Here is a 19556-nt window from a genome sequence, read left to right as displayed (position 1 = left end):
AACGTCATGCCCCACATTTTCTCCGTCCGTGAACTGACCCTGGCCGTGAAGGCTACGTTGGAGGGGGAGTTTCCGCTGGTTTGGGTGCGGGGGCAGGTTTCCAATTTGGCCCGGCCAGGGTCCGGGCACATCTATTTCACCCTGAAGGACAACGAGGCCACGCTGGCCGCGGTCTGGTTCAAGTCCCAGCAATGGCAGCCCGCGGCGGTTCGGGATGTCCTGGCCGATGGTCAGGAGGTGATCTGCGTCGGGCGGTTGACCGTGTACGCGCCGCGGGGCACCTACCAGCTCGTGGTGGAGATGGTTCAGGATCAGGGTTTGGGAACGCTGTTCGTGGCCTTTGAGGCCTTGAAGATGCGGCTGGCCTCGGAAGGATATTTTGATCCGGCCCGCAAGCGCCCCCTGCCGCCGCATCCCCGGCGGATCGCGGTGATCACGGCCCCTGGCGGCGCGGCCCTGCGGGATTTTCTGCGTCTGGCCGACGAGCGGGGTTTTGGCGCGTCCATCCGCGTCCATCCGGTCCTGGTCCAGGGCGACCAAGCCCCCGGCCAGATCATCCAGGCCTTGCAAGAGGCCAATATCCAGAGCTGGGCCGAGGTGATCGTGGTGATCCGCGGCGGCGGGTCCCTGGAGGATTTGTGGGCCTTCAACAACGAGGACCTGGCCAGGGCGGTCTTCATCTCCGAAATCCCGGTGCTCACGGGCATCGGCCATGAGGTGGACACGACCATCGCCGACCTGACCGCGGACGTGCGCGCCGCCACCCCCAGCCATGCGGCCCAGCTCCTGTGGCCGGAGCGGCGGGAACTGGCCCAGACCGTGGACGAGCTGGAAAACCGACTGCAAACCGCGACCCGGGAACTGCTGCGCCGCAAGGAAGCCCTGCTGGCCGGGCAGGAAAAGGCCCTGTCCTGGCTTTCCCCCAGGGTGCGGGTGTTGCGGGCCCTGGAGCGCCTGGAAGGGCTGGAGCGCGATCTGCTTCGCAGCGGCCAGACCATGCTCCGGGATCGCCGGTCCGCCCTGGCCCAGGCGGCTTCGGACCTGACCAGAACCATGGACGCCCGCTTCTGGGCCGCCAGACAAACGGTGCTGGATCAGCGCCTGCACGAGCTTCTGGCCGCGGGCCGGGAAGCCGTTCGCGTCCGGGATCACGAGTTGGCCAAGCTGGAAACCGTCATGAGCGGTCTGAACCCGGAGCGGCCTTTGGAAAAGGGCTTTTGTCTGGTCCAGTCGGAACGAACCGGAAACTACGTGCGGGATGCTCGGGATGTGCGCCAGGGAGATCTGTTGCGGATCGTACCCCGATCCGGGTTCATTGCCGCACGGGTGCAGGAAACACGGGCGGAGCGAGGAGAATGATGCGACGGTACGCAAGCGAGCGGTTGGGCATGGGCTTGGTGTTGGCCCTTGGAATGCTGTTGTTCATCCTGTCCGGATTCTCGGCCCATGCGGAAGAGCGCGACTTATCCCAGGTCCACATCCAGGTTCCGGACCGGGTAGGCGTGGGCATGCCGTTTTTCGTCCGGCTTTCCAGGCCAGAGGGCTTTCAGAGTGCAAGCCTGCGCTGGCTGGACAAGGACGTTGGCCCCTTTGCAGCCACTCCGACCGGCCAGGGCCGGGAAGCGGCGGTCTTGCTGGGCGTCGACCTGGAAACCCCGCCGGGAACGCACCGGCTCACCGGGACCGTCTTCACGGCCCAGGGGCCACGCGCGTTCTCCCAGGACGTCCTTGTGCACGCCCGGGAGTTTCCTGAACAGCGGCTGCGGGTGTCCCGGGAGATGGTCTCTCCGGACGCCGAGCTGCTGCCCCGGATCGAACGGGAACGCCGGGACGCCAGGGCGGTCCTGGAACGGGTTTCCCCGGTCCAACACTGGGAAGAGCCTTTCACGCGCCCAGTCCAGGGCTCCGTCTCCAGCGCCTTCGGCCTGCGGCGCTTCCTCAATGATCAGCCCAGGGCCCCGCATCGCGGGGTGGATCTGCGCGGCGCGGAGGGCACGACGGTGCGGGCCTTCAGCAACGGAGAGGTGGTTTTGGCGGGCGACCACTATTTCGCGGGCCGCTCCATCTACATCGACCACGGCCTGGGCGTGGTCACCCAGTACATCCACCTGTCCGAAATCCTGGTTCAGGAAGGGGACATGGTCGTCGCCGGACAGGCCATCGGCGAGGTGGGTGCCACGGGACGGGTCACCGGGCCGCACCTGCACTTCGGGCTGAGCGTCCTGGGCATGTGGGTGGACCCCCTGCCACTGCTGGATTGATTGGCAGTCGGTTCCTTTTTCCTAAAGATCCCGCACGTCCCAGGTCTTGCCGTGCAGACGGCGCGGATTCGCGGCAAGCAATCTGACCAACCCGGCGGCGGACTGTTCCGGGGTCATCAACTGTCCTTGTTCCTTCCACGGTCGGAATACGGCCTGGAGCTTTTGGGCCGCGCCGCCCTCTGATTCCCTGGCCTGGACCTGCATCCGGGTTTCCACGATCCCCGGCCGGTAAACCAACGAGGTGATTTCCGGGGCCTCCGCGGCCAATTGGCGGGACAGGTGCTCTTCCGCGGCCTTAGCCGCGCAGTAGGCCGCGATGCCCGGCTGGGTCTTTTCCGCGGCCCCGGAACCGAAGAAAACCGCCAGCCCGCTCCCCTGTTCCAGTAGCAGGGGCAGACAGCCGCGAATCAACTGATGGGCGGCCATGACGTTGGCCTGAAATACGGCCAGGAAGTCCGTGTCCGACAGCTCCCAGACGTACGGCCCTGGATGCAGAATTCCGGCGGCGTGGATGAAGCCCTGGAAATTCCCAATCTTTTGCGCGGCTTTCAGCATGGCATCCACGGTCTCGGTTTTGGAAGCGTCGCCGACGACGTCCACCACTGCATTGGACGTTCTCCCCTGCCCGGTGCACAACTCTCGTGTCTCCTGCAAAAGGTTCCCGCTTCGGGCGTTGATCACCAGATTCACCCCCTCCCCGGTCAGAGCCACGGCCAATGCCCGCCCGATGCCCATGGACGCGCCGGTGAGCAGCAAGGTTTTTCCGTGTAGTTCGTGCATGATGTTCATCCTCCCTTGGCTTGTCTTGGTGGAGCTTGGGAATAAGCGGAAAAGCTCGTTTCCAGGGAGTGTCCCGCATCAATCGAAATCGAAATCGTGATCGAAATCGGAAATTCATCAGAAATCGATTTCGATAGCGATTTCGATTTCGATACCGATTGGGGCAGCCCAGAGGCTCGAGAACAACTCCACCCTATCTGTATGAACGGTGTCCATTAGACAGCACCCGCGCTCGTCCTGTAAAGACGTCTCATGTCCCTGCTGCAAACCCCCGCCCGCTACGCCCTGGTGTCCGTGGCCGCTTCCCTGGTGACCATGGGCCTGAAGTTTGGGGCCTTCTGGATGACCGGCTCGGTGAGCATCTTTTCAGATGCCGCGGAGTCCGTGATCAACCTCGTGGCCGGACTGATCGCCTTCATCGCGCTGCTCATCGCGGCCCGTCCGGCGGACAAACACCACACCTACGGCCACGACAAGGTGGAGTACTTCGCCAGCGGGGTGGAGGGAACCCTGATCCTCGTGGCCGCGGCGACCATCTTCATCACCTCGGTGCAGCGCCTGTTCGCCCCCGTCCCCTTGGACAGCCTGGGCTGGGGCATGGCGGTCCTGGTTCTGGCCGCGGCCATCAACCTGGGCGCGGCCAGGGTTCTGATGCACGGCGCGTGCAAGCACGACAGCATCACCCTGGAGGCGGACGCCAAACATCTGATGACCGACGTCTGGACCTCCCTGGCCGTGGTTGTCGGCATCGGGGTGATTATCGTCGCCCCGGAGGAATGGCTTTTTCTCGACCCCCTGATCGCCATGGCCGTGGCCGTGAACATTTTGCGCGCCGGCGTGGACCTGCTGCGCCGCTCCTGGAACGGGTTGATGGATCACACCTTGCCGACCGAGGAAATCCAAATCATCACCGAGGCCCTGCAAGCCCAGGCCCCGGATGCTCCCTTCCACGGCCTGCGCTCCCGCAAGTCCGGCTCCCGGCGGTTCATCGACGTGCATCTGCTGCTGCCCGGAAGGTGCAGCGTCCAGGAAGCGCATGAACTTTGCGACAGGATCGAAAAACTGGTCGAATCGCGGTTGAACAACACCAGTCTGACCATCCACGTGGAGCCCGTGGAGGACGACGCCTCCTGGGACGGACACTGCATCGGCGGGGTGGCCAACGACGGCTCGGACCAGAAAGCGCAACTTCCCAACAATCTTCAGCCGTCAGACGAAAAACAAGGAGGATGACATGGAACTCGGTCGGATGATTCAACTTTCAGGCGTCCTCGGCGTGCTCGGACTGCTTGGTTTCTTCAAGCCCATGTTCAGCGCCTTTGCCGCCTTCGCCGCGTTCGGGGCCTGGGGCGCGCCAGGTCCGCTGCGTTACGTGGGCTACCTGGGATTTTTGGGCTTCATCGGCCTGCTCGGCTTTTTCCGCTGATCCTCGATTACGATGCTCTGGGCCGTACTGGCATTGGGCACGGCCTTTTTCGAGGCGGTCAAGGACGCGCTGAGCAAGGGGCAACTGATCCTGGGAGATGAATATCTCCTGGCGTGGTCCTACTGCGTTTTCGCCCTGCCCCTGACCGGGGCCTACCTCTGGTGGGAGGGGATTCCGGCCATCGGAAGCGACTTCGGCTGGGCCCTGGGGGCCGGGGTTGCCCTGAACCTGGTCGCCGTGACCCTCTACATGCGGGCGATCAAGGCTTCGGAATTGTCCCTGACCCTGCCCATGCTCACCTTCACTCCGCTGTTCATGCTGATCACCTCGCCGCTGATCCTGGGCGAATTTCCCGATCGCTGGGGCGGACTGGGCATGCTTCTGATCATCTCCGGGGCCTACCTGTTGAACCTCAGACCAACCTCCACAGGCCTCGGAGCCAACAACGAGATAAGTTTGTCGGCCCCTTTCCGGGCCTTGTGGAACGATCCCGGCCCACGGGTCATGCTTCTTGTGGCCTTCATCTGGAGCTTCACCGCCAATCTGGACAAGGTCGGGGTGACCAACTCCTCGCCGGCTTTCTGGCTGTTCTGTTTTTTCATGGCCATGAGTATTGGCCTTTCGCCGGTGGTTCTGATCAAGTCCCGCCGTCCAGTTCTCCGGCTGCGACAAAATTTCCGGGCGCTTTTTCTGGTGGGGTTGTTCGGCTCACTGGCCCTGGTGCTCCAGATGTGGGCCTTGACCCTGACCCTGGCGGCCTATGTGGTTTCCATCAAACGGATGAGCGTGGTCTTCGGGGTTGTTTTCGGTCACGTCATGTTCGGCGAAAAAGACCTCACCCACAAACTTCTCTGCGCGACCCTGATGGTCGCCGGAGTGGGGTTGATAGCCTTGAACTGACGGGAACCTGATTCAAGACTTGCCATCCAGGGAGAGAGTGCCCATCTTCTATCCTTGGGGGAAGGACTTGAAAGTTCATCCCACCCACATTCCTGGAGGTTCAAAAATGCGCAGATCCATTGAGCAGATATTTTTTGGAGAGCCGGTTACCGAAGGAGCGGGCGTGAAGCTGCACCGCGCTTTTGGGTACTACGAGGCGGAGTTGTTCGACCCGTTTCTGATGCTGGACGATTTCCGTTCAGACCGTCCCGAAGACTACTTGAAGGGCTTTCCCTGGCATCCGCACCGGGGAATCGAAACCATCACCTACGTGCTCAAGGGCGATGTGGAGCATGGCGACAGCCTGGGCAACACCGGGATCACCTCTTCGGGGGACGTCCAGTGGATGACCGCCGGAAGCGGGATCATTCACCAGGAAATGCCCAAGGGCGACGCCCACGGCTCTATGCACGGGTTTCAGCTCTGGGCCAATCTTCCGGCGGATCAAAAAATGATCGAGCCGCAATACAGGGACATTACGGTCGCGGATATTCCGGAGGTGGAAACCGCAAACGGCACGCGGATCAAGATCATCGCCGGAACCGTGGGCGATGTTTCCGGCCCGGTGGACGACGTGGTGGTGGCCCCGGAATACTTGGACTGTACCATCCCGCCGAACACGGAATTCATCCATCCCACCCGGCGCGGCTTCACGGCCTTCATCTACGTGATCGGCGGAGCGGGCACGGTGAACGGCACGGCCGTGGCCAACCAACAGGTGGTGTTATTTGAGGACGGGGACGAATTGGCGGTGGTCGCCGGTGAAGCCCCCCTGCGGATGCTCCTTCTGACCGGCAAGCCCTTGAACGAACCCATTGCCTGGCGCGGCCCCATCGTCATGAACACCAAGCAGGAACTGGACCGAGCGTTCCAGGATCTGCACGACGAAACCTTCATCAAGCATCCCCCGCGTCACCTGGAGCATCATCAGGCAGACGCCCGCTGACCAGGTCGGCGAAGGGCCGACTTCAGGTGGATCTATGCGCCGCCATATATTCGGTTACGGCTTGGACCAGCACGCCGGAACGCGATTCACCATGCTTGCGCGCATATTGATCAACCGCATCGAGGAGAAACCCCGGCATTGTGACGTCGACTCGTTTTGATTGCGCGGAAAGCTTGGACATATCAATATCAACCAACGCCCAAACGCCCCCTCCATACTCATCCTTCCCCTGATGGCTTTCAATCGGCGTAGGTAGAGGCAGAGCTTCGCCGTCCATGAGCATGCCCTCAAGATGACACTCTATGGCCTCCTGAGCCATGGCAATGGCCTCTTCCATGCTCTCCCCCACTGAAAAACAGCCCGGCACATCGGGAACCGTCGCGCCAAAATCAGAATCGCTGTCTTTATGAATGACTATTGGATATCTCATGCCTTACCTCCAGTCCCAGCCGACTTGGCGGTAGATGTTGCGAAGAGTGCCGATAGGTATGTTTTTTTGGATGGGGGATGGTAACTTTCGGGGGCTTGTCGGGATGCTTGAATTGATGATGATTACCCTTCACATGGTAAAGTATCCAGGCTCCAGCTTCAATTTTATGATTACTTATTTGCTATTCATAGTTGCACCATATGCATAGAAAATTAACGCGTAAAAAATGTGGAAATATTATGTGGCTCGCACAGCCTATCGGATTGTCTTATTCGATATGATCAATCTTTGAATTGTATCCATCTAAAAATTATTTTACCTTGAGACTTCTTACCATGCTGTTACAATATATTCTCCATACTCCCCTTTACCTTCAAATGTCCTTGGAATAGACAACTTGAAATCCTTAAGCCCCTTGTCGATCTCTTTTTTTAAATAGTCGCATATGTTTCTATTTAGCATTGCATGATCAATTTCTTTTAAAATTTCAACCTTTTTATTATTTTTGCTAATTTCTCTTCGCTTTTTACTTTTAAGTAAGATCAAAAATATTATAATCAGCCTTCTTGTATAACATGAAATAAGGTGTCTATCTGGGTCATGAGGAATTATTCCGCCCCCATGAACAATTTTACTTCTCTTGTTGTAAAAATCTTTTAACTTTTCAAAAGCTTCAATAGGGTTCATGCCGCAAAGTCCAAGCAAAAAAGCAGCACGATGCGACAGCTTGTATTTAATATCAGAAGGCCCTTCGTTAAATAGCGCCTCCATGCTTATCACGGCACTAATGAATCCTTCGTTGCTGTAAACAAATTTTTTTCAGCTTCATAATAATAATCCAATGCTACCGCAATAAAGTCATTGTTTGATACGATATAAATGTATTTATTGTGAATATTTCCAATAAATCCTATAAATTTATGCGCATGGCTTTCTATTTCTGCGACTGCTTCTTTAGGAAGAACTATCCTGGATGAAGTATTGTAAAATTTCTTCTTTTTACCAAAATCACTTATTGATTTTAGACCTATTCCTCCTTTGCCTTCAAGATCAGGTGCGTTCCCAGAAATTAAGCATGAAAATCTTAAGTAAGACAAAACCTTTTCACTTTCATTATATGGATATTTATCCTCTCCTAACAGAAAAGCTTGGAGTTTATCTCCCTTTTTCTCAAGAAATAACTCTCCCCTTTTTAGCCAAACTTTTCTTTTAAGTTTAACTTGATCGGGAATAAGTCCTTTAATTTCAAAGTGCCATTGCCAGATTCTATTTTCCACTGTCTAATGCAATCCTTGATTTCTGGTAAACAGAGTTACTGAGTAATCCCGAAAAAAGCCCCGCACAAAACCGACTCAAGCAGGTATGGCAGAGTGGAGCTTGGCTGTATACTTTTTAGACAAAATATCGCCTCAGCGCAACACAGTAAAAACCGTGGTGGCGCATTCAGTCCGAATTCACGCCATTGGCCGCTCAAAATCCTCCGCGCATCGGTCCATGGGTACGGCCAAGCTCAGGAATCTTTCGGATTCCGAGAACATCAGCCGCTTGTCCACCATCATCAGCAAAAAGCCATCCAGCTTGTCTGCGGCCAGGTTGGGGAACTGGGATTGGATTTGGTTTCTGGTGCGGCTTTTTCGGCAAAAGAGGTAGATGCGGCGAGAGGCTTGGGGCAGGCGGTGGGTGTCGAGGGTTTTGTCCGGGCGGCGGCGGGTGATGATCAGGAAGTCCGCGCCGTCCTGGTAGCCCAGGATCGGGGCGGGGTTCGGGCCGCGCATGGATTGGGCGTATTCCTTGGCCCATTGGCTTGCCCGGTGTTCCACCGGTCGCCATAGCCGGCGCTGTTCCCGCTTGCCGCCGACGTACCCTTGCACCATGAAGCGCAGGGTCCGGGCAATCTTGGGAGGAAACAGGACGCTCCAGCGCGGGTCGTTGCCCGTCAGGCGGATTTTGTGGCCGCGCGGATCGCGGAACACCGGGCTTTCCAGGCCCAGCCAGAAGGACACCGGATTCAGGGGCAGGTAAGGGGCGGCGAAATCCATATTGGTCAGGGTTTCCTCGACTTCCTCGGCCGTGGAGCCCGGAAAGCGCATCAGCAGGTTGCCGCCGTGGTGGATGCCCAGGGCTTCGCAGTGGCGCATGACCTCGATATTGTCCAGGGCGCCGGTGCCCTTGTTCATCCTGGCCAGCAGGGCGCTGCTCAAGGCCTCGACGCCCACCTGGACTTCGCGCATCCCGGCCCGGCGCATGGCCGCGAGCTGGGCCGGGGGCGTGTCGGCCCGGATTTCGCCGAACAGCCGATAGTCCCTGCCGGATTCAACCAGCGCGGTGAACAGTTCCGTCGCGCTCTTGCGGGGCAGCAGGTTGTCCATGAACGAAAAGCCCAGCACCTTGTGCCGGGTGCTCAGGGCGGTGATTTCCTCCGCGACCTTGCGCGGAGACTTGGACCGGTATCCGGTCCAGTGCCGGTTCAGGTTGCAGAAGGCGCAGCCTTGGGCCGGACGATCCGGCCTGGGCTTTCTGATCCACCAGCAGCCCCGGGAGGCCTCCACCGGGAGCACGGGATGGAACCGCTTCGCCGGTCCGAGGCGTTGCAGTTGGGCGAAGTAGTCGTCGAAATCCGGAGCGGGCAGCTCGTCCAGGTCCTGGATTTGTCGGTTTGAGGCGTCTGGCAAAAACTTCCCACCTCGGCACAGGGCGTCCGTCAGCTCGCCCAGGGCCGTTTCCCCCTCTCCCAGGACCAGATGGTCGATCTCCGGAAACGCGGCGGTCAGGGCCGCGAGGGATTCTCCGGAAAAACTGGCCCCGCCGACCACCACGGGCAATTCCGGATACTTTCGTTTGATGCGCCGGATCAGGACCAGGGAACAGGTCAATTGGCACAGGGAGACGCTGAACCCGGCCAGGCCGAACACGGACCAGTCGATGTCGGCGATGAACCGGACGCAGGCCCTGTCCAGGGCCTGGGCCAAGGCCGGCAACCCCGCGGCGCGGAGGACCGGGTTTTGCCTGCTTTCCCGCTGGAAAAGCCGCTGAATGGCCGGGGCTTGGTCCGGAAAGAGCAGGGCCGCGGCCACGCTTTCCGCTACCCAGGTCCGTTCGGACACGGCCTGATACGCGGAATAGCCGACCTCGGCGGCCGCCTGAAGGTGAAGATGCTCCGCCCGGACCGGCACGTCGGGGAACCGGCGGCGCAGGTAGGCTTTGAGCGCGCCGAGCTGGATGGAAGGCCGGTTGTACATGGCCCAGGGCGCGGAAACGAGCACCACGGGACGGGAGTCGGTGTTTCTGTTGTCAGGCTTATGCATGGACAACCCTGGAGGCGAGACGTTTGGCCGCGATTCCCGTCAATCAGTTCGTCATCGCTCCACGACGCTTGCCCTTTGCTCGCCGTCCCGCGTAGCAGACGGCCAAAGCCGCGGTCAGGATCAGCAGCATCCAGTCACGGCCCCCGGCACCGGCGACGGCGCACCCTCCGCCCGAGCTTTCGGGCTGGCAGATGTCTTGCCCGGTGGTTGTCTTGAGCCAGTCGCAATACGCCGAAACCTTGGTGTACACTCCGTAGGCGTCGGGTTGCGCGCAGCCCTCGCCGTAGATGACCACGCCGACCAACATGTGCCACCCGGGCATGACGGTTCTCACGAGCGGCCCCCCGCTGTCTCCCCGGCAGGCATCCTTGCCGCCTTCGGGAAATCCGGCGCAGATCATGTTCTCCGTGATCACGCTTTCCGGTAAGCGCATGGAGGCTTGGCACGCCTCGTTGGAAACAATGGGCACGTCCACGCTCAGAAGCTGGTTGGAAGGAAGGTACTCCTCCCGCTGCCTGAGCTGGGGAACTGTATTGCCCCACCCGAGAACCGTGCTCCACATGCCCGGCCAGACGTCCTCCTCACGATTCGCCAACATGGCGATACGCCGCGGCATGGCTGGCCGCGACAGCCTGATCAAGGCGATGTCGTTGTTTACGAGGGTAGGCTGATTGTACTCAGAGTGAATGTAAAAGGCGGACGCCCTGATCCGGTCATGCCCGGGAGAAGGCTGGTCCAGAAACACCGTGCCCACGAGAACGTCCACGCTCTCCGGGGACAAAGGCAGGCCCGAGCCCCGCGGATACTCCCGGTCCAGACAATGGGCCGCGGTGAGCACCCACTCCGGACTGACCAGGGTTCCGCCACACATGATTTGATCCGGGCTATCCGTAAACACCAAGGCCGCCGTCCATGGATACCTGGTTGGATCATATACGGGCTCCCCTCCGATGATCTTCGAAGTACCTTGACCTTGGAGATCACACTCTCCCGCGAAAGTCGGCAGGGCTTCAGCCGCGATAAAAACGATTGCGGCGAGCACGGGAACACAATAGGCTAAGTAACGGTGCATACGGCAAGTCCTGTTTAAAGTTGAGGGTTGCCTGACGGATAGTTGAAGTAGAGGAACAGCGCAACAAGCTCACCCAGATATTGGAACACTCGACCAGCGACCCGGCGTCTATGACGCCATTGCAACGAGGCCATAAATCGGGCAAAGAAAATTTGCCCGCCGTCATGGCCGCTTTGGCCTCGGGCTGGGGGGCATCTTTTCCTCCATGCGTTGAATGAAGGCCGCCTTTTTTAAACATGCTCCATCAAACCGCCATCGCCATCGTTCGTTTCGGGGCCGTGCTGAACTGGATCACGGAGCGAATTTGCGCGCTCTTGGTGGCGGTGATGGTGGCGATCATCTGGTGGGGGGTGGTCACTCGCTACTTCATCGGCTCCGGCGGCATCTGGACCGAGGAGCTGTCCCGCTACGTGATGATCTGGGCCGCGCTGCTGGCCGTACCCGTGGGGGCCTACCGCCGGGAGCACATCGGCCTGGACATCCTGTTCCGCTTTTTTCCACAAAAAATGCAAAAGCCCTTCCGGGTCCTGCTGGACATGGTGGGCTTCAGCTTCTTCCTGTTTTTGACCGTCTACGGCATCGCCATGACCCAGGCCGGGGCCTCCCAGTTCGCCACGATCTTCGGGATGACCATGTTTTTTCCCTTTGCCTCGGTCCCGGTCAGCGCGGGCCTGACCTGCGTCCAGATTCTGGTGGCCACGGTCAGGGAACTGGCTGATCTGCCGCCCCCGCTGTTTTCCATGTCCGCCCCGAACATGGCCGCGGAGGAAAAACCATGATCCTCGTGGCCACGGTGTTTTTCGGCCTGCTCCTTCTGGGCCTGCCCATCGGCTTCACCCTCGGCATCGCCGGGGTGGTCGGGCTGCTCCAGATCGGCGGGGAGGCGTTTCTGACCATGGCGCCCAAGCGGTTCTTCGAAGGGTTGGACCTGTTCACCTTCATGGCCATGCCCTTCTTCATCCTGGCCGGGGAGATCATGAACCGCTCCGGGATCACGGAGCGGCTGGCGCACTTCGCCGACGCCCTGGTGGGCTACCTGCGCGGCGGGCTGGCCCATTCGAACATGGTCGCGTCCGTGCTCTTTGCCGGAATGACCGGGGCCGCCGTGTCCGACACCGCGGCCTTCGGCAACACCCTGGTTCCGGCCATGGTCAAGAAGGGCTACACACGGCCCTTCGCCTGTGCCGTGACCGTAGCCGGATCGATCATCGGGCCGACCATCCCGCCGTCCAACCTGATGGTCATCTACGGCTCGCTGATGGGCGTTTCCATCGCTGGGCTGTTCGCCGCCGGGATCCTGCCGGGCCTGTTGATCTGCCTGCTGTGCATGGCCCTGATCGCGGCCATGGGCAAGCGCTGGAACCTGCCCAAGGGCGAGGGCGGGCCGAGTCTGTGGAAGATCCTGCGGGCCTTCAAGGACAGTATCCTGGCCCTGCTCATGCCGGCCATCATCCTGGGCGGCATCCTGGGCGGCATCGTCACGCCCACCGAGGCCGCGGCCATCGCCGTGTTCTACGCCCTGTTCATCGCCATCTTCGTCTATCGCTCCCTGAGTGTGCAGGACATCCTGGAAATGCTCATCCGCACGGCCCGGATCACCGGGGTGGTCTTCCTGATCATCGCCTCGGCCTCGATTTTGAGCTGGTGGATGACCTTCATGCAGATTCCCCAGGCCATCGCCGCCTTTTTCCTGACCGTGTCCTCGGAGCCGAACGTGATCATCGCCATGATCCTGGGCCTGCTCCTGATCATCGGGATGTTCATGGACATCAACGCGGCCCTGATCATCCTGGCCCCGGTCCTGGTTCCGCTGACCCAGGCCATCGGCATGGATCCGGTCCATGCCGGGATAATGATCATTCTGGCCCTGAACATCTCCCTGATGACCCCGCCCGTTGGAGCGTGTCTGTTCGTGCTCTCCTCGATCACCGGGGAGAAGATCGAACGGATCGCCATGGCCCTGTGGCCCTTTCTGCTCTTGCAGGTGGGGATCTTGTTCTGCGTGGCCTATTTTGAGAAGCTGACCATGTTCATTCCGCGCTTGTTGCTGGGAATGTAGGGGGGAAGAGAATTCAGGATTCAGGAGTCGGGAGATGAGAGGAAATGTCGTGAATGGACGTGGATGGAGTAAATTGCTGGTGAGACGATGTTTGGCATAACCTAATCTGAATGGAGGAGACGAGATGAAAACAAGGACGAATTTGTTCATGGCCGTATTGGCCCCTTTCCTGGCCCTGGCGTTGATTCTGGGCTTCGCGCCCCAGGCCGAGGCCCAGAAAAGCATCAAATTGCATCACCTGAACAACGACGATCCGCTGGACAACGCCACCGGAGCCATGGCCACGGTGTTCAAGAGTCTGGTGGAGGCCGGAACCAACGGCGAGATAAAGGTCCAGACCTTCCCCAACGGCCAGCTGGGCAAGGACAACGAAGTGCTCCAGCAGGTCCGGGCCGGAGTCATTGAAATGGGCATCCATTCCGTGGGCGGGTTTGCCTCCATTTATCCGATGATGGGCATCATTGACGTGCCCTTCGCCTTCCCGGACATCGCCGCCACGTATGAAGTCTTCGACGGCCCCTTCGGTAAGAAGTACGCCGCGGACATGGAAGCCAAGACCGGGTTGAAGATCCTGGGCTTCGGGGACTCCGGGGGCTTCTTCCACTTCTCCAACTCCCGCCGCCCCATCACCACCCCGGCGGACATGCAGGGCCTGAAGATCCGGACCATGACCCTGGACACCCACCAGGCGCTGATCAACTCTCTGGGCGGACAGCCCGCGCCCATCGCCTGGGCCGAACTGTACACCGCCTTGCAGACCGGCGTGGCCGACGGCCAGATGAACCCCATCCCGATCATCGCCTTTGCCAAGTTCGACGAAGTGCAGAAGTACCTCAGCCTGACCGGCCACCTCTTCGCCCCCTACGTCTGGGCCGTGAACATGAACTTCTGGAACTCCCTCTCCGAGCAGGAGCAAACCATCGTCCAGAACGCCGCCACCTCCGCCATCGTGGCCGGTCGCGGCATCTCCCGGATCATCGAAGCCTCGGACCGCGGCCTGCCCGCCCTGACCCAGAAGATGGAAGTCAACGCCCTGACTCCCGAACAAAAAGCCGAATTCCAGACCCAGGCCATGCCCGCGGTGAAGCAGATCATCGCGGACAAGCACGGGGAAGAAGGCGTGGCCATGATGAACGCTTTTCTAGAGGCTATTGAGCAGGCCGGCAAGTAAGATTTGATAACAAATAAACCTAAGGGTGCACCCCAAACAGGGGTGCGCCCTGTTTTTTTGAATGACCCAAAACAGTCCGTTGAAGCGAGGAAAAAATGTCAGTTGATCCGAAAAAAATCGTGGAGCGCGCGGAATATTATAAGCCGGAGATAAGCCGGTTTTTGCGAGAGATGATCGCCATTCCCAGCGAGTCGTGTCAGGAAGAAGCCGTGTGCGCCCTGATCAAGAAGGAGATGGAAAAGGTCGGGTTCGACCGAGTGGAGATCGACCCCATGGGCAACGTCCTGGGATTCATCGGCAACGGCCCCCGGCTCATCGCCCTGGACGCGCACGTGGACACCGTGGGCGTGGGGGATCGTTCGCAGTGGAACCATGATCCCTTTCTCGGCCATGAGGACGAGGAAACCATCATCGGCCGCGGGGCCAGCGACCAGGAGGGCGGCATGGCCTCCATGGTTTATGCTGGGAAGATCATCAAGGATTTGGACCTGCTGCCCAAGGACGTGACGCTGATGATGGCCGGAACGGTCCAGGAAGAGGACTGCGACGGGCTGTGCTGGCTGTACATCGTCAACGAGGGCAAGCTGCGCCCGGAATTCGTTGTCTCCACCGAACCCACGTCCTGCAACGTCTATCGCGGCCAGCGGGGCCGGATGGAGATCCAGGTGGGTACCAAAGGCGTGAGCTGCCACGGCTCGGCCCCGGAGCGCGGGGACAACGCCATTTTCAAGATGGGGCCGATCCTCAATGAACTTCAGGCCCTGCACACGAACCTGCGCACCGACCCCTTTCTGGGCAAGGGCAGCCTCACGGTCTCCGAGATCGGCCACTGCTCGCCCTCGCGCTGCGCCGTGGCCGACGGCTGCTGGATTTCCGTGGACCGTCGTCTGACCTGGGGCGAGACCTGGGAAGAGGCTCTGCAACAGATCCGCAATCTGCCCGCGGTGCGCGCGGCCGGGGCGGAAGTGACCATGTACAACTACGACAAGCCGTCCTACACCGGCCTGGTCTACCCCACGGAATGCTATTTCCCGGCCTGGGTGCTGGAAGAGAGCCATCCGGTCTGCGAAACACTGGTGGACACCTATTCACGGTTGTTCGGGAAGCAGCCGTTGGTGGACAAATGGACCTTCTCCACCAACGGCGTCTCCATCATGGGCCGCCTGGGCATTCCCTGCGTCGGCTTCGGCCCGGGCCACGAAGACCAGGCCCACGCGCCCAACGAGAAAACCTGGAAAGCCGAACTGGTCCAGGCCGCGGCCATGTACGCCCTGATCCCGGCGGTGTACGTGGAACGGGCTAGAGGCTAGAGCAGGTCTGTTTTTTGTCAACTGCCGTGAGATTTTTATTCTCCGGCCTCTGACTTCCGACTTCTGAATTCTGATTCCTGACTTCTGAATACTGTCTTCTTCACTTACTCTACCAACAAAAAGGAACCCCCATCATGGACAAAACTGGCATTCGCGAAGCGATTCGGCGGCTGGCGGGCCGTCGGATCGAGGGCATGCATCACAACGACTTTCTGTTGACCTGGGAAAAAACCGCCGAGGAACTGGCCGCGGTGTTCGACGTGGCCGAAATCCTGCGGGCCATGCGGGCCATGGACGTCTCCCCCAGGCTTTACGACTCCGGTCTGGCCATCTCCATCTTCCGGGACAACTCCACCCGGACCCGGTTCAGCTTCGCCGCGGCGGCCAACCTTTTGGGTCTGACCGTACAGGACATGGACGAGGAAAAATCCCAGATCGCCCACGGCGAGACGGTGCGCGAGACCGCGAACATGGTCTCCTTCATGGCCGAGGCCATCGGCATCCGGGACGACATTTTCCTGGGCCAGGGCAACGCCTACATGCGTGAAGTGGCCGCGTCCCTGGACGACGGCTTTCGCCAGGGCGTACTGCCCACCCGGCCCAGCGTGGTCAATTTGCAATGCGACCTGGACCATCCCACCCAGACCATGGCCGACGCCCTGCACCTGATCAACCACTTCGGCGGCCTGGACAAGCTCAAGGGCAAGAAGATCGCCATGACCTGGGCCTATTCGCCCTCCTACGGCAAGCCGCTGTCCGTGGCCCAGGGCGTGGTCGGCCTGATGACTCGGCTGGGCATGGACGTGGTCCTGGGGCATCCGGAAGGCTACACCGTACTGCCCGAAGTGGAAGACCTGGCCCGCAAGCAGGCCGCGGAGTCCGGCGGATCTTTCCAGGTGGTCAACTCCATGGCCGAGGCCTTTACGGGCGCGGACATCGTCTACCCCAAGAGTTGGGCCCCCTTCGCCGTGATGGAAGAGCGCACCAAGCTGCTCAGCCAGCGCGACTCCGAGGGTTTGAAAGAGTTGGAAAAACGCTGCCTGGAAAACAACAAGCGTTTCGTGGACTGGGAATGCACCGAAGAGATGATGAAGCTGACCAGGGACCAAAGCGCTTTGTACATGCACTGCCTGCCCGCGGACATCTCCGGGGTCAGCTGCGCTCAGGGCGAGGTCCAAGCTTCGGTCTTCGAACGATATCGGATCGACACCTACAAGGAGGCCGGTTACAAGCCTTACGTGGTGGCCGCCATGATCCTGCTCTCCCGTCTGAAACACCCCGCGGACGCTCTGATGAGCATTCTTGAAGGGGAACGTAGTCGTTGCGTCCGCTAACCGGGATGCAAAAGGCGGGTTCTGCCCGCTCCTAAATTGAAAAAATGGCCGAAGCGTCCAAGACGCTCCGGCCATTTTTGTACATGAAGGACGACCGCCCCCACGCGAAGAACGACCAGTTGTCGGAAAAAGCGCGGTTAGCGCAGAAACGAGACCAGGACCTCGTCCTGGTTCACGGCCAGCAAGGCCGGAAGCCCGACGCTGGCCTTCAGAAATTCTTTCATGACCAGGCTTTGCTTTGCGTACAGACTGTAGTGCTCCAGGGGGTTGTCCTGGTTCAGGATGCGTTGAAAGGATCTGCGTGAGAGGACGGAATCCTCGGAGGCGGCTTCTCGAAGACTTTCGATGTACGGTTGCAGAGTTCGCAAAACCTCCTGTTCATCCATGGCCTGAACTCGCTTGCTCATGGCTATCAGGGCTTCGATTTCCGGGAGGTCGTCCGACTCCATCAAACGGACCAGGCTCTGAGCGAAGCGCTGACAACCGTTACGCACGTGACTGGGGCGGACCATGTTCATCCCGGACCAACCGGCCCGGACCCACTTGAACATGGCATGGCGGGTGCGCTCGGGATCGACGGGGTCCGCGGACAGCACGGTCACGGAAAAAGAGTCAAACATGTAGGAATTTACCCACCCCAAGCCGCCGGTGGTCAACCCTTCCTCATCCGTGTAAAAGTAGTTCCAGTCCTGGTCGTCGCCGATGACCACGCCCTTGCGCCCTACGCTGGATTCGTCCTTTTGCTTGCTCACGGACAGCAGGTATTTCTCCCCTTCATGAGCAACCAGCACGATCATGCGATCCGTCTGGTAGGTGTAATAACCCCCAGTGCTCACATCCGGCGTGTTTTCCTCGAGTTCCCGCCCACGAACAACGACGACCTGCCCTTCCTCCAGATTCTTCCAAAGCTCGGGAATGTTTTCTTCCGGTTCCTCGGACCATTTGCCGACGCGAACCACCGAAGGGTGAAAGAGGGAAGGCGGCAGTTCAGAATGGTAGATGTGGTTAATGATCCGGCCCACGGGCGCGGCGATGCCGTATCCGTAATACCCTCCGGTGGCGTTCAACAGGTTGGGAACGTCCCAGTCGTCCCGAGTGAAGACGGAGTTCCGGGCAAAGCGCAGAAGAGGGAGCAAATCCTGCGTCTCAATGGGACCACGGTCCTGGATGCGCTCGATCAGCGTGGACATGGCCGAGGCCACGGGCTCTGGAAAATCCTGGGCGTCGCCTGCGCGAATGGTGGATGCGGTGGCGAAAAGGATTGCTGTCGTCAGCAAGAAGGCCGCTACGGACACCGAAGGACGCGCCTTCGGAAAGCGAAAGAGTTGAGGCATGGCATGGCTCCGAAAAAAGCTTGGATATCTTAAAGAAAAGCGGGTCGCAAAGGATGCTTAGCGGTTTGCACGCTGATGGCGAGGATTAGTACGTTCGAAAAAAGCACGATGACCAAACAGACGGTCAGCAGTGTCGCCTGTTGCGTTTTGATTCGTACCAACATCTTTTGCAAAATAAAAGGTCACGAGGAGAACAAAAACGTTCAGAAAAACGGTTTGAGAGCGAGAGACAGGAGAATCTCTTGAGAAAAAGGACTGACGACACAAGATCATGATGCCCGTGACGCTTTCTCACAGGCCGCAAAAATCCAACAATATAAGGCAACTGAAACCCACTGCCGTTTGAAGGACTTTTTCAGCTTTACCTTTTTTACATTTCTGTGTAGCAGAACGTCCAGTCACAATTCTGTACATTCTACATTTTTTCAAAGGGAGTCGTTGATGTCGGCAAAAGAAAAGCATCCCCGCGAGTCGCTTCCGGAGCAGGAAGCCCCGGAGGACAAAGGTTTTGGAGAACGATTCGAGTCGGAGATCGGCACGCAGTCCCGCGCCTTTTTTGAGAAGCTCGTGGAGCATTGGCAGAAGCTCGTCGCGGCCGCAGCGGTATTCGTGGTTCTTGTTGCCGGATACGCCGGGTTCAATGCCTACCAGGAACGCCAACTGGCCAACAGCGAACAAGCCTTGAGCCAAGCACTGCTGGAAAACCAGGGCGTCGAGCGGCTGGAGGCGTTGATACGGCTGCGAGGAGAGATGGCCAAGCCCCTGCTGCCCCGCCACCACCTGGAAGCAGCCAAGGCGGCTCAGAATATCGGAGACTGGGCAACGGCCCAAGAGTATTGGAAACTCCTGGTCGAGGCAGGCCCCGACAACTGGAAGTCCTTGGCCCGCATGGGACGGTCAACGGCCCTGCTGCACCTGGGCCAAGCCGATGAGGCCGTGACGGAACTGACAGCCCTGCGCAACGGGGCTTCCGAGGAATTTCTGCCCATCGTGCTGCTCCAACTAGCCGAAGCCGCCGAGGCCGCTGGAAACTGGGAACTGGCCTTGCGGACCTTTGAAGAGTTGCAGGCTCGTGAGGATGGTCGGCAGTCGGACTATCTGGCCTTCAAGGCGAGTCAAATTCGTCAGCGCATGGCCGGAGAATCGTCATAGAGGCCGTAGTGCACCGCATTCAGATTTGATTTCGACC

Annotated in this window: 20 protein-coding genes; 12 read left to right on the top strand and 8 right to left on the bottom strand. The window is 59.5% G+C overall.

Annotation, left to right across the window (positions count from 1 at the left end):
• The first annotated feature begins 6 nt into the window (after positions 1-6).
• Positions 7-1359, top strand: a complete 1353-nt coding sequence (gene xseA, locus GY33_RS0113395) for an exodeoxyribonuclease VII large subunit (protein ID WP_031387819.1) — start codon at positions 7-9, stop codon at positions 1357-1359.
• Complete coding sequence (locus GY33_RS21080) at positions 1356-2261, top strand: M23 family metallopeptidase (protein ID WP_152555196.1); 906 nt, start codon at positions 1356-1358, stop codon at positions 2259-2261. Before xseA ends, GY33_RS21080 begins: the two co-directional genes overlap by 4 nt.
• Positions 2262-2282: 21 nt before the next feature.
• Here the strand turns inward: GY33_RS21080 and GY33_RS0113385 are convergent, their stop codons facing one another.
• Positions 2283-3041 carry an SDR family NAD(P)-dependent oxidoreductase gene (locus GY33_RS0113385; protein WP_031387817.1) on the bottom strand — a complete coding sequence of 253 codons (759 nt, stop codon included), beginning with the start codon at positions 3039-3041 and terminating at the stop codon, positions 2283-2285.
• Positions 3042-3293: 252 nt separating this feature from the next.
• Here GY33_RS0113385 and GY33_RS0113375 point away from each other — a divergent pair, with 252 nt between their 5' ends.
• The 4 genes from GY33_RS0113375 (at position 3294) to GY33_RS0113360 (ending at position 6352) form a co-directional block, all read left to right on the top strand.
• Positions 3294-4274: a cation diffusion facilitator family transporter gene (locus GY33_RS0113375; RefSeq protein WP_051822632.1), complete on the top strand. Its 981-nt coding sequence runs from the start codon at positions 3294-3296 to the stop codon at positions 4272-4274.
• Position 4275: 1 nt separating this feature from the next.
• Positions 4276-4467, top strand: coding sequence for a hypothetical protein (locus tag GY33_RS0113370; protein ID WP_051822631.1), 192 nt, complete (start codon positions 4276-4278; stop codon positions 4465-4467).
• Between the two features lie 12 nt (positions 4468-4479).
• Positions 4480-5367, top strand: a complete 888-nt coding sequence (locus GY33_RS0113365) for an EamA family transporter (protein WP_031387814.1) — start codon at positions 4480-4482, stop codon at positions 5365-5367.
• A 106-nt stretch (positions 5368-5473) separates the two neighbouring features.
• Complete coding sequence (locus tag GY33_RS0113360; protein ID WP_031387813.1) at positions 5474-6352, top strand: pirin family protein; 879 nt, start codon at positions 5474-5476, stop codon at positions 6350-6352.
• Positions 6353-6374: 22 nt separating this feature from the next.
• On the opposite strand, the gene GY33_RS0113355 is transcribed toward GY33_RS0113360, so the two are convergent.
• From GY33_RS0113355 to GY33_RS0113330, 6 genes are all read right to left on the bottom strand, one after another.
• A complete protein-coding gene (locus GY33_RS0113355) occupies positions 6375-6782 on the bottom strand; it encodes a type II toxin-antitoxin system HicB family antitoxin (protein ID WP_031387812.1) in 408 nt (135 codons plus the stop codon).
• Positions 6757-6915, bottom strand: coding sequence for a type II toxin-antitoxin system HicA family toxin (locus GY33_RS21835; RefSeq protein WP_326923847.1), 159 nt, complete (start codon positions 6913-6915; stop codon positions 6757-6759). Before GY33_RS21835 ends, GY33_RS0113355 begins: the two co-directional genes overlap by 26 nt.
• Before the next feature lie 197 nt (positions 6916-7112).
• Entirely contained in the window at positions 7113-7469 is a 357-nt protein-coding gene (locus GY33_RS0113345; RefSeq protein ID WP_152555195.1) for a hypothetical protein, read from the bottom strand.
• 89 nt (positions 7470-7558) lie between these two features.
• A complete protein-coding gene (locus tag GY33_RS21075) occupies positions 7559-8059 on the bottom strand; it encodes a hypothetical protein (RefSeq protein ID WP_152555194.1) in 501 nt (166 codons plus the stop codon).
• A gap of 177 nt (positions 8060-8236) precedes the next feature.
• Positions 8237-10087: a RiPP maturation radical SAM C-methyltransferase gene (locus GY33_RS0113335; RefSeq protein WP_031387809.1), complete on the bottom strand. Its 1851-nt coding sequence runs from the start codon at positions 10085-10087 to the stop codon at positions 8237-8239.
• A gap of 43 nt (positions 10088-10130) precedes the next feature.
• The gene (locus GY33_RS0113330) at positions 10131-11159 is read right to left on the bottom strand and encodes a serine protease (RefSeq protein ID WP_084185169.1); all 1029 of its coding nucleotides are present in this window, start codon (positions 11157-11159) and stop codon (positions 10131-10133) included.
• 236 nt (positions 11160-11395) lie between these two features.
• Between GY33_RS0113330 and GY33_RS0113325 the strand changes: the two genes are divergently transcribed.
• From GY33_RS0113325 to ygeW, 5 genes are all read left to right on the top strand, one after another.
• Positions 11396-11938 (top strand): TRAP transporter small permease, encoded by a 543-nt coding sequence (locus GY33_RS0113325; protein WP_051822629.1) that lies wholly within the window; start codon positions 11396-11398, stop codon positions 11936-11938.
• Positions 11935-13218: a TRAP transporter large permease gene (locus GY33_RS0113320; protein ID WP_031387806.1), complete on the top strand. Its 1284-nt coding sequence runs from the start codon at positions 11935-11937 to the stop codon at positions 13216-13218. The genes GY33_RS0113325 and GY33_RS0113320 overlap by 4 nt, the downstream gene beginning before the upstream one ends.
• A gap of 124 nt (positions 13219-13342) precedes the next feature.
• Positions 13343-14389 carry a TRAP transporter substrate-binding protein gene (locus tag GY33_RS0113315; RefSeq protein ID WP_031387805.1) on the top strand — a complete coding sequence of 349 codons (1047 nt, stop codon included), beginning with the start codon at positions 13343-13345 and terminating at the stop codon, positions 14387-14389.
• A gap of 95 nt (positions 14390-14484) precedes the next feature.
• Positions 14485-15699, top strand: a complete 1215-nt coding sequence (locus GY33_RS0113310; protein WP_031387804.1) for a YgeY family selenium metabolism-linked hydrolase — start codon at positions 14485-14487, stop codon at positions 15697-15699.
• A 134-nt stretch (positions 15700-15833) separates the two neighbouring features.
• On the top strand, positions 15834-17033 hold the full coding sequence (gene ygeW / locus GY33_RS0113305; protein WP_035272202.1) for a knotted carbamoyltransferase YgeW: 1200 nt from the start codon (positions 15834-15836) through the stop codon (positions 17031-17033).
• Between the two features lie 137 nt (positions 17034-17170).
• On the opposite strand, the gene GY33_RS0113300 is transcribed toward ygeW, so the two are convergent.
• On the bottom strand, positions 17171-18367 hold the full coding sequence (locus GY33_RS0113300; RefSeq protein ID WP_031387802.1) for a hypothetical protein: 1197 nt from the start codon (positions 18365-18367) through the stop codon (positions 17171-17173).
• 441 nt (positions 18368-18808) lie between these two features.
• On the opposite strand from GY33_RS0113300, the gene GY33_RS0113295 reads away from it, so the two are divergent.
• Positions 18809-19519 (top strand): tetratricopeptide repeat protein, encoded by a 711-nt coding sequence (locus GY33_RS0113295; protein WP_031387801.1) that lies wholly within the window; start codon positions 18809-18811, stop codon positions 19517-19519.
• Positions 19520-19556: the final 37 nt, after the last annotated feature.

The organism is Desulfonatronum thiodismutans, assembly GCF_000717475.1.
GTDB classification, from domain to species: domain Bacteria; phylum Desulfobacterota; class Desulfovibrionia; order Desulfovibrionales; family Desulfonatronaceae; genus Desulfonatronum; species Desulfonatronum thiodismutans.
This window is presented reverse-complemented; position numbering and strand designations above follow the sequence as displayed.